The 12,122-nt window shown below is 63.4% G+C and carries 13 protein-coding genes; 8 read left to right on the forward strand and 5 right to left on the reverse strand.

What is annotated here, in order from left to right; genetic code table 11:
• Positions 1 to 3: 3 nt before the first annotated feature.
• The 4 genes from VG320_RS08590 to VG320_RS08605 all read right to left on the reverse strand — a co-directional run bounded on the left by VG320_RS08590 (position 4) and on the right by VG320_RS08605 (position 3,215).
• Entirely contained in the window at positions 4 to 1,308 is a 1,305-nt protein-coding gene (locus VG320_RS08590) for a TolC family protein (RefSeq protein WP_327199694.1), read from the reverse strand.
• A 140-nt stretch (positions 1,309 to 1,448) separates the two neighbouring features.
• Positions 1,449 to 1,805 carry a hypothetical protein gene (locus VG320_RS08595; protein ID WP_327199695.1) on the reverse strand — a complete coding sequence of 119 codons (357 nt, stop codon included), beginning with the start codon at positions 1,803 to 1,805 and terminating at the stop codon, positions 1,449 to 1,451.
• A 62-nt stretch (positions 1,806 to 1,867) separates the two neighbouring features.
• Complete coding sequence (locus VG320_RS08600; protein WP_327199696.1) at positions 1,868 to 2,407, reverse strand: carboxymuconolactone decarboxylase family protein; 540 nt, start codon at positions 2,405 to 2,407, stop codon at positions 1,868 to 1,870.
• Positions 2,408 to 2,465: 58 nt separating this feature from the next.
• The gene (locus tag VG320_RS08605; RefSeq protein ID WP_327199697.1) at positions 2,466 to 3,215 is read right to left on the reverse strand and encodes a glucose 1-dehydrogenase; all 750 of its coding nucleotides are present in this window, start codon (positions 3,213 to 3,215) and stop codon (positions 2,466 to 2,468) included.
• 136 nt (positions 3,216 to 3,351) lie between these two features.
• Here VG320_RS08605 and VG320_RS08610 point away from each other — a divergent pair, with 136 nt between their 5' ends.
• The 5 genes from VG320_RS08610 to arsH all read left to right on the forward strand — a co-directional run bounded on the left by VG320_RS08610 (position 3,352) and on the right by arsH (position 6,918).
• On the forward strand, positions 3,352 to 4,278 hold the full coding sequence (locus VG320_RS08610) for a LysR family transcriptional regulator (RefSeq protein ID WP_327199698.1): 927 nt from the start codon (positions 3,352 to 3,354) through the stop codon (positions 4,276 to 4,278).
• A 78-nt stretch (positions 4,279 to 4,356) separates the two neighbouring features.
• On the forward strand, positions 4,357 to 4,680 hold the full coding sequence (locus tag VG320_RS08615) for a metalloregulator ArsR/SmtB family transcription factor (RefSeq protein WP_327199699.1): 324 nt from the start codon (positions 4,357 to 4,359) through the stop codon (positions 4,678 to 4,680).
• A gap of 10 nt (positions 4,681 to 4,690) precedes the next feature.
• Complete coding sequence (gene arsB, locus VG320_RS08620) at positions 4,691 to 5,761, forward strand: ACR3 family arsenite efflux transporter (protein WP_327199700.1); 1,071 nt, start codon at positions 4,691 to 4,693, stop codon at positions 5,759 to 5,761.
• Positions 5,762 to 5,780: 19 nt separating this feature from the next.
• Positions 5,781 to 6,203 (forward strand): arsenate reductase (glutaredoxin), encoded by a 423-nt coding sequence (arsC, locus tag VG320_RS08625; protein WP_327199701.1) that lies wholly within the window; start codon positions 5,781 to 5,783, stop codon positions 6,201 to 6,203.
• Positions 6,196 to 6,918, forward strand: a complete 723-nt coding sequence (arsH, locus tag VG320_RS08630; protein ID WP_327199702.1) for an arsenical resistance protein ArsH — start codon at positions 6,196 to 6,198, stop codon at positions 6,916 to 6,918. Before arsC ends, arsH begins: the two co-directional genes overlap by 8 nt.
• A 29-nt stretch (positions 6,919 to 6,947) precedes the next feature.
• Here the strand turns inward: arsH and VG320_RS08635 are convergent, their stop codons facing one another.
• Positions 6,948 to 7,670 (reverse strand): CerR family C-terminal domain-containing protein, encoded by a 723-nt coding sequence (locus VG320_RS08635; protein ID WP_327199703.1) that lies wholly within the window; start codon positions 7,668 to 7,670, stop codon positions 6,948 to 6,950.
• Positions 7,671 to 7,788: 118 nt separating this feature from the next.
• Between VG320_RS08635 and VG320_RS08640 the strand changes: the two genes are divergently transcribed.
• Genes VG320_RS08640 through VG320_RS08650 form a run of 3 tightly spaced genes read left to right on the forward strand, consistent with a single transcriptional unit; the run spans position 7,789 to position 12,007 of the window.
• A complete protein-coding gene (locus VG320_RS08640; RefSeq protein WP_327199704.1) occupies positions 7,789 to 8,925 on the forward strand; it encodes an HlyD family secretion protein in 1,137 nt (378 codons plus the stop codon).
• A gap of 16 nt (positions 8,926 to 8,941) precedes the next feature.
• The gene (locus VG320_RS08645; protein WP_327199707.1) at positions 8,942 to 10,522 is read left to right on the forward strand and encodes an MDR family MFS transporter; all 1,581 of its coding nucleotides are present in this window, start codon (positions 8,942 to 8,944) and stop codon (positions 10,520 to 10,522) included.
• 18 nt (positions 10,523 to 10,540) lie between these two features.
• Complete coding sequence (locus tag VG320_RS08650; RefSeq protein WP_327199705.1) at positions 10,541 to 12,007, forward strand: efflux transporter outer membrane subunit; 1,467 nt, start codon at positions 10,541 to 10,543, stop codon at positions 12,005 to 12,007.
• Positions 12,008 to 12,122 lie beyond the last annotated feature (115 nt).

Genomic DNA, 12,122 nt, shown 5'->3' on the forward strand with positions numbered 1-12,122 from the left:
TTCTCACGGATTCGCGGCGAGCGCTGGCGGCACGACCTGGTATTCGAGCTGCGCCCAGGTGAGCGCGACGTCGCGTTGCAGGTCGAGGATCTGAAGCTGCGCATCGAGCTCTGCGCGTCTTGCGGCGAACGTATCGGCAAGCGTTCCCGTTCCTGCGCGATAGGCGGCGACGGCCAGATTCACGCGCGCGTCGGCGGCGGGAAGAAGGCCGGACTGCAAACCGGCAAGGCGCTCGCGGCCGCTGGCCAGCGTGGCGGAGAGGGTCTGGATATCGGCTTCGACCTGGCGTTGCGTGTCCTCGTAGGTCAGACGCGCCCTGGTGGCGAGATCGGCCTTGCCCGAGACGTCGCGGTCCTCGACGCTCGAACGGTGGATCGGCAACGGAATGCTCACGCCCACGGAAACGAAGCGCGAGTTGCCGCCGCCTTGCAGATACGAGACGTTCCAGGTCCAGTTCGGGCTACGGCGGGTTTGCGCGACGGCCACGTCTGCGTCCGCCACGTCGATCTCGGCAGCGGCGGCGATCAGCGCCGGCTCGACGTTGCGTAATTGCGCGGCGGGCAGTGTTGGGACCGCCGATTCAGGGGCTGGCGGTTCGCCGGTGACATCGGCTACGGGCGTCGCCGTCCAGCGTGCCAGACCGATGAGCGCTGTCTGAAAGAGCTGCTGCGCCTTGAGCCGATCGTCGGCGGCCTGAGCGAGCATCAGCCGCGCCTGGGTAACGTCGGCGGCTGTCGCTTTTGCGCCGCGGTACGACGCTTCGGTCGCGGATAGCTCGTGCGTCATGTGTTCGACCAGCGCCTCGCGCAGCGCCACGGCGCGCTTCGCGTACGTGGCATCGAGCCATGCGTTGGCGGTGCGCTGGCGCACTTCGGCAAGCTGGGCGAGATAGCCGGACTGCTCGCGCTCGGCCATCTTGCCGGCGAGATCGGACTGCAGCGCGCGCTTGTGCGCGGACACCCATTCCTGCTCGACGCCGACGCGGCGCATCGTCAGGATGTTCTGGCCGATCGTATAGGCCTGGTCGCCGTTGATGGGTAGCGTATCGATGCCCGCCGTCAGCGTTGGATTAGGTAGCTGTCCAGCGCTGACGATCGACTGCGTGCTGGCATCGACAGAGGCCTGGGCGGCCTGGATTGCGGTGTTGCGCGCGGCGGCGCTCGCTAGCGCGGCTTCGAGCGTATAGACAGGGTTGGCGGCGGTTTGCGCGTGAGCGGCGAGGCCGTGAGCGAGCGACAGCGCGAGCACGAGCGCGCGCAGCCGCAGCCCGCCGCGCCGACAGGCCGGCGCGGCATTGACTGGATGCATGTTGAGCTCCGTTAGGTCGAGCCCGTGCCTGCCGTCATGTGGCTGATGTGGCCAAAGAGGACCAATGAATCGGCAAGCGGGCTCACGCCCCGCGAAGGGGCGACATCACCGCGAAGTTGCGGTGTACCGGATAGGCGGAGTCAGAGCGCGCGCGGCGGGCGCCACAAGCCGTCGGGGCTGCGGGCGGGGCAAGCCTGCGCGTAGTGGAAGCGCAGTTCGCTGACGCGTCCGGCGGGACGCGAAAGGACGGGGAGGGAAACCGGGTGGTAGAGACTGCCCGACATGCATTGGGCCGTCATCTTGCAGAGCGTGCTGACGGATTTGCCGTGGTCGGCGGCGGGGGACTTCATCGCGTCGCAGCCTTGCATGCGGGAATCGGCGGATGAGGACACCGCCGTCTGCATGGGACACTGTCCGGTCAGGCCGCTGGCTGCCAGCCCGGAGAGGGGCAGCATCGCGCACAGCAGCAGAACGAAGAGTGTCCGGATAAATCTCATGGGCGACGAGTATAGCTCAGGGGCGGCGGGGTTTTGTGTCTGGGCCGCCCGATTCCTTCGGCCTAACCCCGCAAAACAGGCGCTGCCGGGAAGTCGACGGGCACACGCGTGGTGGCGTGCAGATAGTTGGTGACGGTCTTGTCGCCGATGACGACGATGGCGTCCACGAGATTCTCCTTGCTCCAGCCTGCCGCAAGGAACGCTTCGACCCGCGCCGGATCAGCATGCCCGCGTTCGAGCGCGATGTTCTTCACCAGCCGCGCGAGCGCATCGAGCTTCGGATCGAAGCTGGCGGTGCCGCTGCGGATCTCGAGGATCTGCTCGTCGGAGAAGCCGTTCATCTTGCCGATCACCGTATGCGCCGCAAGGCAGTAGGCGCAATCGTTCACCTGACTCACAACCAGATTGACGACCTCGCGGGCGCGCCCAGTCATGCTGCTCTTCGCGTTCTGGAGTTGAAGGTAGTTGCCGAGCGCGTGCTCCGAATGCGCGAGCGTCGCGTAGAGATTCGGCACCATGCCGAGGCCGCTTTTGAGTTTGTCGAACAGGGCCTGGTTCGCGGGGGAAACTTCGTCGCGGGTTGGGACGTTGATCGTGTTCATATGGATCTCTGGTTTGAAAGTGAGTGATTCGGGGAGCGCTATTCCACGTCATTGCACATCATTGCGCGGTATAGCCGCCATCGACCGCGATCGACTGACCGGTGAGATAGCGGGCCTTGTCGCTGGCGAGGAACAGAATGGTTTCGGCGATTTCTTCGGGTGCTGCTGCGCGGCGTGCGGGAACGGTCGCGAGCAAGCCCGCCTTGTTTTCGTCGCTGCCGCCGACGAAGCGATCGAGCATGTTGGTCGCCACCGGGCCAGGCGCGACGGCGTTCACCCGCACACCCGCCGCTGCACCTTCGAGCGCCGCGCTCTTTGTGATGCCCTCGACCGCATGCTTGCTGGCGACGTACACCGATGCCCCCGCCATGCCGATCTGCCCGGCAATGGACGACAGGTTGATGATCGAACCCGAGCCTTGCTCCAGCATCACGCGCATTTCGTGCTTCACCGAAAGCAAAGTGCCGAGCACGTTCACCGAGAAGATCTCTTCGTAGTTCGCCGCCGATTGCTCGACGATTGGCGCGAGTTGCCCTTCGGTGCCGGCATTGTTGACGGCAACATCGAGGCGGCCGAAACGCTGGACGGTCTGCTCGACGACATGGCGCACATCCGTTTCGTAGCGCACGTCGGCGCGCACGAATTCCGCTTCGGCGCCGAGATTGCGCAATTCAGCGGCGAGCGCGTGACCTTCTTCTTCGCGGCGGCCGCTCACCACGACGCGCGCACCTTCGCGTGCAAAAGCCAGGGCGGTGGCGCGGCCGATGCCGGTGAGTGCGCCGGTGATCAGAATGACTGGATGGTTCATGACGATGCTCCTTGAGCCGGGTTCGGTTGGGTTCAATCGCGTTTGCGATGGAGCTACTTTGATTGATTCCGTTTGATTGCAGTAGATGGCTGGGGAGCCTATGATTTAGTCCAATCAGGAATAAAAAAGCGTGGAAATGGACAAGCTCCAATCGATGGCTACCTTCGTGCGCGTGGTCGAGGCCGGCAGTTTTTCGGCGGTCGCACACGAATCGGATACGACGCAGAGTGCGGTCAGCAAGCAGGTCGCGGCGCTTGAGCGCGTACTGGGCGTGAAGTTGCTGACGCGCACCACCCGGTCGCTGGCGTTGACCGAGGAGGGAGAGCGCTATTTCGAGCAGGCCCGACGCCTCGTGGCCGAGATCGCCGAGGCCGAAGGTGCACTGAAGCGCGGCGAGCAGCAGTTAACCGGCTGGCTGCGGATTGCGGCGTCGGTGGGCTTTGGACGGCTCAAGCTCATGCCGGTCATCCAGTCATTTCTGGCCGCCCATCCCACGGTAAAGATCGACCTGCGTCTGCATGACAGCTTTGTCGATCTGGTCGAGCAGGGTATCGACGCGGCAGTGCGAATCGGCGATCTGGCGGACAGCAGCCTGATCGCGCGGCGCATTGGAACTTCTCATCGGCAGATCGTGGCGCACCGGCGTTATCTGCGTTCGCTGCCGAAGGGCCTGTCGATACCACGCAAGCCCGAAGACCTGCCGCTGCACAATTGCATCGTCTATACCGAACTGGCGATGCGCAACAACTGGCCGTTCACGGCGGGCGCGGGCGCGCCGGAACCGGAGGGAACCACGCGCATCGTGCGTGTCGAGGGCAATCTGCAAACCAATAGCAGCGAGGTGATCCGGGCGGCGACGCTTTCGGGGATGGGCATTGCCTACGCGCCGGACTGGCTGTTCGACGAGGAAGTCGCCAGCGGCGAGGTCCAGCCGCTGTTGACGGACTGGCGGCCGCCGCCGATTCCGGTCCACCTCGTCAGCCCGCGCGAGCGGCGCAATTCGGCGAAAGTGAGGGCGTTCGCGCAATATGTGGCCAATGCGCTGGCGGGTGATGCGGCTTAGGTCGACTTCAGCATAAGACCCGTGCCAAACCGGCAGCGAATGCTTGCGAGGCTCCGATATTTCGAATATATTGGAAATATGGAAGAAAACGACGTTATCCGCGCTCTCGGAGCGCTCGCTCACGAACTGCGCCTGCGCGTATTCCGGATGCTGGTGGTGGCCGGTCCGGACGGTTTGACGCCAGGCGCCATCGCGGCGCAGCTCGATATCCCTAACGCAACGCTCTCCTTTCACCTCAAGGAGTTGATGCACGCCGGGCTTGTCACGCAGGAACGCGACGGGCGCAGCCTGATTTATCGGGCGGCCTACGAGCGAATGAATGGCGTTCTCGGCTTTCTGACCGAGAACTGTTGCCAGGGCGCGGCGTGTCTCGATCCAGCCGCAACTTCATGCCGATGCTGACGCGAACCTGATGAACACTCCCCATGTCACCGCTTCGCGCAAGCGCGCGTCAAAATCGGCCATCAGTTTCTTCGAGCGGTATCTGAGCGTCTGGGTCGCGCTATGCATCGTCGTGGGCGTTGCCTTCGGCCAGATATTGCCCGGTGTCTTTCAGGCAATCGGCCGGATGGAGTACGCCCAGGTCAATCTTCCGGTCGGCCTGCTGATCTGGGTGATGATCGTCCCGATGCTGGTCAAGGTCGATTTCGGTTCGCTGCATGAAGTGCGGCAGCACATCAAGGGCATAGGCGTCACGCTCGTGGTGAACTGGCTCGTCAAGCCTTTTACGATGGCGTTCCTCGCCTGGCTGTTCATCAAGCATCTGTTCGCGCCGATGCTGCCCGCCGCGCAACTCGACAGCTATGTCGCCGGACTGATCCTGCTGGCGGCCGCGCCCTGCACGGCCATGGTGTTCGTCTGGAGCCGCCTCACGGGTGGCGATCCGCTCTTCACGCTGTCGCAGGTCGCGCTCAACGACAGCATCATGGTGGTCGCGTTTGCGCCGCTCGTGGGGCTGCTGCTTGGCATTTCGGCGATCACGGTGCCGTGGGCGACACTGCTCGCTTCGGTCGCGCTCTACATCGTGATTCCGGTGATTCTTGCGCAGATCCTGCGCAGGCTGCTGCTCGCGAAAGGAGAAGCCGCATTTGAAGCTGCGATGGCCAGGATCGGCCCCTGGTCCATCGGCGCGCTGCTGGCGACACTCGTGCTGCTGTTCGCCTTCCAGGGCGAGGCGATCCTCAAGCAGCCGCTTGTCATCGTCCTGCTTGCCGTGCCGATCCTGATCCAGGTGTTTTTCAATTCGGCGCTGGCGTATTGGCTCAATCGCGCGGTCGGCGAAAAGCACAGCGTTGCTTGCCCATCGGCGCTGATCGGCGCGTCGAATTTTTTCGAGCTGGCGGTCGCCACAGCGATCGGTCTGTTTGGTTTCAACTCGGGCGCCGCGCTGGCAACGGTGGTGGGCGTGCTGATCGAAGTGCCGGTCATGCTGCTGGTCGTGCACATCGTCAACCGCTCCAGGCACTGGTACGAGCGCGCCTGAAGATTACGGAAGCAAGCCCATGAGCAACGTCACCATTTATCACAACCCCGATTGCGGAACCTCGCGCAACACGCTCGCGATGATCCGCAACGCGGGCATCGAACCCACCGTCATCGAGTACCTGAAACATCCGCCGTCGCGCGCACAGCTTGTCGAACTTATCGCCCAGTCCGGGCTGAGCGTGCGCGACGTGTTACGCGAGAAAGGCACGCCGTACGCCGAGCTTCACCTGGACAACCCGGCATTGACGGACGATCAGTTGCTCGACGCGATGATGGCGCATCCGGTTCTGATCAACCGGCCCCTGGTGGTGACGCCGATGGGGGTGCGGCTGTGCCGTCCGTCCGAAGTCGTGCTCGATATCCTGCCCGAAGCGCAGCGTGCCGCGTTCAGCAAGGAAGACGGCCAGGCGGTGATCGACGCGGAGGGCAAGCGTGTCTGATCCGACGACTGAACTTCCGCAAGTCGATCCGGCGCTGTTCCGCGTTCCCGATGTCAACCGCCTCAAAGCCACGCCGGCGGCTACTCATGCGCCGCGCATTCTGCTGCTTTACGGTTCGCTGCGCGAGCGCTCGTTCAGCCGCCTGTTGAGCGAAGAAGCGGCGCGTCTGCTTACGGCAATGGGTGCCAAAGTCCGCACCTTCAACCCGAGCGGCTTGCCGCTGCCCGACGACGCGCCGGACACGCACCCGAAGGTGGCGGAACTGCGCGAACTCGTCCTGTGGTCCGAAGGGATGGTCTGGTGCTCGCCGGAACGTCACGGCGCGATGACCGGCATCATGAAGGCGCAGATCGACTGGATTCCGCTTACGGTCGGAGCCGTGCGGCCCACGCAAGGCAAGACGCTGGCGGTGATGCAGGTGAGCGGCGGCTCGCAGTCGTTCAATGCCGTGAACCAGATGCGTGTGCTTGGGCGCTGGATGCGCATGCTGACGATCCCGAACCAGTCGTCGGTGGCCAAGGCATTCATGGAATTCGACGAAGCCGGCCGCATGAAGCCCTCGGCGTATTTCGATCGCGTCGTGGATGTGATGGAAGAGCTGGTGAAGTTCACGTTGCTCACGCGCGATATCGGTCCTTATCTTGTCGATCGCTATAGCGAACGCAAGGAAAGCGCCGAGGCACTGATGAAGCGGGTGAATCAGGCAAGCATTTGATTCACGCTGGGTGCTCCCGGCTGTTCTCGCTATCGGCCGGGAGCCGAACGACGATCCTCACCGCGCCAGTGTTCGAGCAACACGCGCGTCTGCTCCGAAATCGTGGCTCTGAGAAAGGCACTCTTTTCGCTGTCGATTTCGCTCCACTGGAGCGTCGCTAAAGCCGATTGCCGCGCGAAGTGAAACATCATGAATTGCCCATAAAGACTGAGCGTGCGCGCGATCGTGAGCGGATCGTCCTCGCGCGTGCCCGTAATGCGCGCGAGCAATGCAATCGCCACTTTATTGAGCGGCTCGCGCACATGTTCGCGCAAAACCTGTGAGCCGATTTCGGGTTCGCCGCCGCCTTGTTCGCGGGCAAAAAAGAGCCGCTTGTCGGCCCGATCGCCCCTTTTGAACATCATTTCGGCAACTGTGCACAGAAGGCGGATAAACGCCTCGATCAATTCGTCCGCATTGCAGTCGCATTCGAGCTGCGCACGCGCGCGTTCCAGCTCCGGGCCGAAAGACTCCGACATTTCCTCCACGAAAGACTCCGCGCACGCGCGATAAAGCCCCTCCTTGTTTTCGAAGTAGTACTGCAGTGCGGGCGCGTTGACACCGGCGCGCGCCGCGATATCGCGCGTCGAGGCGCCCGCAAACCCGCGTTGACCAAACAGATGGATCGCCGCGTCAATGATCTTGCGGCGCGTTTCCTCGCCGCGTGCATAACCGCCCTCGGTCGGGCGGCGGAGTCGTCTTGTCTCGCTCATAAAGGCCTGTGCCAGAAGATCTTTCAAAATATAACACTTGACACAAGTTTATCAAATGGAATAATTTTTCCACTCGGAACATATTTTCCAATCGGAATAGATTAAGGCTTTCAAAATCATGTCAACGACAGCAGGCGCACCGGAGCGCGTGGCAGCGGGCGAAGCAGTGAATTCGGAGAAGCGCGGTTCGAAACGGGCGATCATGTTGGGGCTCGGTCTGATCGCGCTGATTGGCGGGGGGATCTGGCTGGGCCAATGGTGGTTTGTCGGACGTTTCATCGAAACCACGGACGACGCGTATCTGCAGGCCGATAGCGTGACCGTCGCGCCGAAGGTCAGCGGTTACGTCACGGACGTATTCGTCGCCGACAACCAGGCCGTGAAAGCTGGCGATCCGCTCGTGAAGCTGGATACCCGCCAGTATGCGGCGGCGCTCGATCAGGCCAACGCCACCATCGACGCACGCAATGCCGATGTTCAGCACGCGCAAGCTCAACTCACGCAGCAGCACGCGAACATTGCGCAGGCCGTGGCGCAGGAAGAGGTGGCGCGCGTGAGCTTGCGTCACGCGCAGGACGAGGTGAACCGTTACACGCCGCTGGCGGCGTCGGGCGCGGAAACCACGGAGCGTCTCGCGGAACTCAAGAGCACGCGCGATCAGGATCAGGCCACGCTCGCTGCCGATCACGCCGCGGTTGAATCGGCGCAATCGCAGCTTGGTGCGCTAGATGCGCAGCTCGTGCAGGCGCGCGCGCAGCTTGAAGCGTCGCGTGCGAGCGCCGCGCAAACGAAGCTCGATCTCGACCACACGGTTATCACGAGTTCGATTGCGGGGCGCGTGGGCGATCGCAGCGTGCGTGTCGGTCAGTTCGTTCAGCCGGGCACGCGCATGCTGTCCGTCGTGCCTGTTCAGGACACCTATCTGACGGCGAATTTCAAGGAAACGCAGATCGGCCAGATGCGTAAGGGGCAGCCTGTCGAAGTGTCAGTGGATGCGCTTTCCGGCCATACGCTGCACGGCGTGGTCGATAGCTTCTCGCCGGGCACGGGTTCGCAGTTCGCGCTGTTGCCCGCCGAAAACGCGACCGGCAACTTCACCAAGATCGTGCAGCGCGTGCCGGTGCGCATCCGCCTGGAAACCGGACCGGAAACGCGCAAGGTGCTGCTGCCGGGCATGTCGGTGACCGTCAAGGTGGACACGCGCTCCGCGCGCGACGCCGACCGCCGTATCGACGCCGAGAATCATCGTGAGTAATCCGTCCGCCGCTTCGATGGCGGGCGCGGCACAGCCAGCGCCCCACGGCGAACGCGCCAGCGCGTCGGACTGGGTCGCGGTGGCTGCGGGCGCGCTGGGCGCACTGATCGCCACGCTCGACATTTCGATCACGAATTCGGCGCTGCCGCAGATCCAGGGCGAAATTGGCGCGACCGGCACGGAGGGGACGTGGATTTCCACGGGCTATCTGATGTCGGAAATCGTGATGATTCCGCTGGCGGCGTGGCTCACGCGTGTGTTTGGCCTGCGAAATTTTCTGCTGGCGAATTCAACGCTCTTTATTGCGTTTTCGATGATGTGCGGCTGGTCGCATTCGCTCGGGATGATGATCGCGGGGCGCATCGGCCAGGGCTTCACGGGCGGCGCCATGATTCCCACCGCCCAAACGATTATCCGCACGCGCCTACCGCCTTCGCAGTTGCCGGTGGGCATGACGGTGTTCGGGCTGACCGCGCTGCTGGGGCCGCTGCTCGGGCCGGTGGTGGGCGGCTGGCTGGCGGAAAACATCAGCTGGAGCTGGTGTTTCTTCGTCAATCTGCCGGTTTGTCTTGCGCTCATTACGCTGCTGCTGTCGGGGCTTGACGCCGATCGCCCGCACTGGGAAGCATTCTTCAAGGCCGACTGGGTGGGCATCGTCGGACTGGCAATCGGCTTGAGTTCGCTGACCGTGGTGCTGGAAGAAGGGCAGCGCGAACGCTGGTTCGAATCGCACATGATCGTCTCGCTCTCGTGGGTGACGTTCGCGGGCATGGCGCTCATCGCTATTTCGCAATTCACCTCGAAAAAGCCGATCCTGCGTTTGTCGCTCATGCGCAACGCGCGCTTTGCGAGCGTGAACATTATCGTGTTCATGGTCGGCGCAGGCCTGTACGGCATTTCGTATCTGCTGCCGCAGTTTCTGAGCCAGGTGGCCGGTTACAACGCAGAACAGTCGGGCGTGGTGATGTTGCTTTCGGGCTTGCCTGCCATATTGACGATGCCGTTCCTGCCACGCCTGCTCGATAAGGTCGATATTCGTGCGCTGGTGGTGATCGGGCTGCTGGCGTTCGCCTGGAGCTGTTTCCTCGACACGTCCTTGACGGCCTTGAGCGTCGGCCACGATTTCACGTATTCGCAGTTGATTCGCGGCGTGGGGCAGATTCTCGCGATGATGCCGCTCAATCAGGCCGCCATGGCCGCGGTATCGCGCGAGGAATCGGGCGACGCCGCCGGGCTCTACAACATGGCGCGCAATCTGGGCGGTTCCGTGGGGCTGGCGATCATCGGCACCTTGATCGACCGGCGCGAAACCTTCCATACAGCCGTGTTGCGCGAGTCCGTCACGAACAATTCGCTGATCGGTCAGGAGCGCATTGGCGCGAGTGCGGCCAGCTTCTTCGCGCAGACCGGCGACATGGCCTACGCGAAGTTGCAGGCACTCGGCCAGATCGCCGCACAGATTCAGACGCAATCGATGGTTATTACGTATTCCGAAACATTCTGGTTGCTCGGCGTCGCGCTGCTCGCGTGCATTCCGCTCGCATTCCTGCTCAAGAAACCGCAACGTGGCGCGAGCGCCCCGTCCGCAGGTCACTGAAGTTCTTTTGAAACGACCATGAAGGCATTCAGCTCCATTCGTCTCACCCCGTTCGCGCTGGCTGCCGCGCTTGCAAGCGCATTGTGCGCCTGCACTGTTGGGCCCGATTATCACGGTGCGCCGAAAGTAGCGCCTGACGCCACCGCTGCGGCCACGTTCGTGCGTACGCCTGCAAAGGGCATGTCGACCACGCCCGCGCCCAGCCAATGGTGGCTCGCGCTCGGCGATCAGCAGTTGAATACGCTGATCACCGCCGCGTTTGCGCACAACCCGGATCTGCGTGCCGCACAGGCACGGCTGCGCGAATCGCGCTCGCAATTGCAGCAAAAGCGCGCCAACGAACTGCCGAAGGTGTCGGCGGACGCTGCCACGGTGCGCATGCGCGAGCCCGATCTGAGCGCGCTGTCGTCGGCGGATGCGAGCGCTGGCTCGACCGGACGCGGACCGCTGTCGCTCTACACGGCGGGCTTCGACGCATCCTGGGAAATCGATCTGTTCGGCGGCACGCGCCGCGCGGTACAGGCTGCGAGCGCTCAAGCCGATGCTGTGGACGCCGACCTGGCCGACACGCAGGTCTCGCTTGCCGCCGAAGTGGCGCAGGCGTATATCGAACTGCGCGACGAGCAGCAACGCCTCGCCATCGCGCAGCGCACCGCCGATCTGCAACAGAAGATGCTCACGCTCACCGAGCAGCGCCGCGCAGGCGGCACGGCTGCCGATGTCGATGTCGAACGCCTGACCACGCAGGTCGAGAATACGCGCTCCACGCTTACGCCGCTCGCCGCGCAGGTTGAGGTTTCGCTCGATCAGCTTGCCGTGCTCACAGGCAAGGCGCCGGGCGCGCTCGATGCGGAACTGGCGACGCCGCAGGCGTTGCCGCCGCTGCCCGCCAATGTGGCGATTGGCGATCCGGCGACGATGATCCAGCAGCGTCCCGACATCCGCGCGGCGGAGCGCCGTCTTGCGTCGAGCAACGCGGAGATCGGCGAGCATATCGCCGACTTCTTCCCGAAGCTCACGCTGTACGGAGACCTAAGCTATTCGGCAGGCGATCCGGGGCATCTGTTTCGCAAGGCCAATGCGACGTGGCTCGGCGCGCCGTATCTGTCGTGGAACGTGTTCGATTTTGGCCGCACGCTGGGCGCGGTGCATGGCGCAGAGGCATCGCGCGACGAAGCCGACGCGAAGTATGAGAAGGCCGTGCTGGCCGCATTGCAGGACGCGAACGATGGACTATCGCGTTTTGGTTATCAGCGCGAGCATCTGGCGACCTTGCAGAAGGTGCAGACGTCGGCGCAGCGTTCGGCTGACCTGACGCGTCAGCGTTATCGTGCGGGCACGACCACGCTGGTCGATCTGCTCGATACGCAACGTGCGGAATTCTCGGCGCAGCAGGACGTGATTTCCGGGCAGGCGCAATTGCTCAAGGATTTCGTGTCGCTGCAAAAGAGTCTGGGACTCGGCTGGCAACCCTCGGCGGCGTGATATAGACGTATGAGCGTGCGGGCGTGCTCAATCCGGATCGCGGATTGGCACGCCCGTTTTTCATTGATATTGCCGTGCGTGAAAACGAGGCAGGATCAACGGCCGTGCTTCGAAT

Source organism: Paraburkholderia sp. (assembly GCF_035948235.1).
GTDB lineage: Bacteria > Pseudomonadota > Gammaproteobacteria > Burkholderiales > Burkholderiaceae > Paraburkholderia.

Coding starts and splice junctions, on each gene's coding strand:
- VG320_RS08590 (WP_327199694.1), bottom strand. CDS start 1,308: ATGCATCCAGTCAATGCCGCGCCGGCCTGTCGGCGCGGCGGGCTGCGG.
- VG320_RS08595 (WP_327199695.1), bottom strand. CDS start 1,805: ATGAGATTTATCCGGACACTCTTCGTTCTGCTGCTGTGCGCGATGCTG.
- VG320_RS08600 (WP_327199696.1), bottom strand. CDS start 2,407: ATGAACACGATCAACGTCCCAACCCGCGACGAAGTTTCCCCCGCGAAC.
- VG320_RS08605 (WP_327199697.1), bottom strand. CDS start 3,215: ATGAACCATCCAGTCATTCTGATCACCGGCGCACTCACCGGCATCGGC.
- VG320_RS08610 (WP_327199698.1), top strand. CDS start 3,352: ATGGACAAGCTCCAATCGATGGCTACCTTCGTGCGCGTGGTCGAGGCC.
- VG320_RS08615 (WP_327199699.1), top strand. CDS start 4,357: ATGGAAGAAAACGACGTTATCCGCGCTCTCGGAGCGCTCGCTCACGAA.
- arsB (WP_327199700.1), top strand. CDS start 4,691: ATGAACACTCCCCATGTCACCGCTTCGCGCAAGCGCGCGTCAAAATCG.
- arsC (WP_327199701.1), top strand. CDS start 5,781: ATGAGCAACGTCACCATTTATCACAACCCCGATTGCGGAACCTCGCGC.
- VG320_RS08635 (WP_327199703.1), bottom strand. CDS start 7,670: ATGAGCGAGACAAGACGACTCCGCCGCCCGACCGAGGGCGGTTATGCA.
- VG320_RS08640 (WP_327199704.1), top strand. CDS start 7,789: ATGTCAACGACAGCAGGCGCACCGGAGCGCGTGGCAGCGGGCGAAGCA.
- VG320_RS08645 (WP_327199707.1), top strand. CDS start 8,942: ATGGCGGGCGCGGCACAGCCAGCGCCCCACGGCGAACGCGCCAGCGCG.
- VG320_RS08650 (WP_327199705.1), top strand. CDS start 10,541: ATGAAGGCATTCAGCTCCATTCGTCTCACCCCGTTCGCGCTGGCTGCC.